Source organism: Planococcus sp. RAB007_Raresut, assembly GCF_057369535.1.
The window spans coordinates 1-1624 of sequence record NZ_JBXYIF010000022.1; the positions used below are offsets into that span (position 1 = coordinate 1).

Genomic DNA, 1624 nt, shown 5'->3' on the forward strand with positions numbered 1-1624 from the left:
TCATGGTACAATTTAGAAAATCTGTAAATTAGGGATAAGGGTGAACTCCATGACCATCGGTGAGGTTATCAAATATTTCAGAAAGAAAAATCAACTGACTCAAGAAATTTTATCTGAAGGGATTTGCTCTATTCCTTACTTGAGTAAATTAGAGAATAATCAGCTGGAACCAAGTAATGATATACTGCTGCACCTGTGTAAAAGATTAGGCTTGAACCCTAAAGAAATTGAGAATATAACCAGCCCGAAAATCTTGGAAGAGCTTTTAGAATGGAATACATTAATAAACCAAGAACGTTATCAGGATGCTCTTCTTCTAAAAGATCGCATAGATTTGAAAAAAGATTACATCTCAAGCCAATTCCTGCGAATTTATTATGAATTATTCTCAGTCCATCTTCTGCTTAAGTCTGAAGGGCATGCACCACTTCAACAAATTGAACAGCTTTCTGCATCCTATGCCTACATGGATTCCAAACAAAGATATCATATGCGAAAAATCCAAGGAATTTATCATTATAAAACAAACGACTGGCATCAATCTGCTTATTACTTTCAAGAAGCCGTTTTGCTTGGTGAGGTGGTGGGCCTTCAAGAAGCGGACGTCTATTATTCATTAGCTATAATCTATAGCCGGTTGAGGAAATTTTTGAATTCCAATCAGTACATTAAAAAATGCGAACTGATCTATCAAAAAAACTTAGACTATAAAAAAGTGCTTAAATGCAAGATGATGTTTGCTATAAATAATCTGTTGATGAAGGAATATCAGCTGGCTAGAGAGGATTTTGAAAAAATATTAGCAAGCAATGAGTTAGAAAACTCGTTAAGATCTAAAATTCTCCATAACATTGGGGTAATTTACTACCACCAAAACGATTTTCAAGAAGCAGAGAAAGCAATCATTGAAAGCATGGACATGGACCGTACCCCTTATTCACTTTTAAAGTCTTATTATTTTCTTTCACTTATATATTGCGAACTCAAGCAAAATGTAGAAGCGATAAAGTTTCGCGACTTGGGAATTATCCTCGCCAAAGAGTTGAACAATGAAGAATATCACTATAAATTTCAGATTTTAAATTATAAGTACAAACTTGGCCCTGTTCATCCGCAATGGGAACTCACGTTAAAAGAAGAGATGGTTCCGTTCTTCAAAAAGTTCGGGGATAAAGATGATTATATTCAAGCATTAACTCTACTTGGAGAATATTATTACAAGAATAAAAAGTACAAACAAGCTGCCGACATCTATATTGATGTTACTGCGGAAGCCTTAAGTTAATGGCAGGAGAAACAGAAGACATCTTCTTCTATGAGTGGCCATTAGAATGGTTATTCATTGAAGAAGATGTTTTTTCCTTTCTTTGAATTTTTAAAGCATTAGAACTGTAACTTTAAATAAAAGCACATAATTTTTTTTGAAAGCATATTAAAGAAAGCTGTAACTACAGCAATAAGGTGATAATAGTGGTATTTAATAAAATTCCAGGAACTCTGTGCTTTCATCTCAAGTTTTTTATCAAATTTTCTCAATACTTTAAAAACGGAATTACTAGTAAAATAGAAGAAGCTGTACATGAAACTAAAAAGCAACCCTTCTTATGGCTAAAATTGTATTTTC

At 33.3% G+C, this 1624-nt stretch carries 1 protein-coding gene; it reads left to right on the forward strand.

The features are described from left to right. Positions 1 to 49: 49 nt before the first annotated feature. On the forward strand, positions 50 to 1285 hold the full coding sequence (locus AC2Q9J_RS17540; protein WP_499041946.1) for a tetratricopeptide repeat protein: 1236 nt from the start codon (positions 50 to 52) through the stop codon (positions 1283 to 1285). Positions 1286 to 1624 lie beyond the last annotated feature (339 nt).

Excerpts from the sequence above, each read along its gene's own strand:
- AC2Q9J_RS17540 (WP_499041946.1), top strand. The coding sequence starts at position 50 with ATGACCATCGGTGAGGTTATCAAATATTTCAGAAAGAAAAATCAACTG.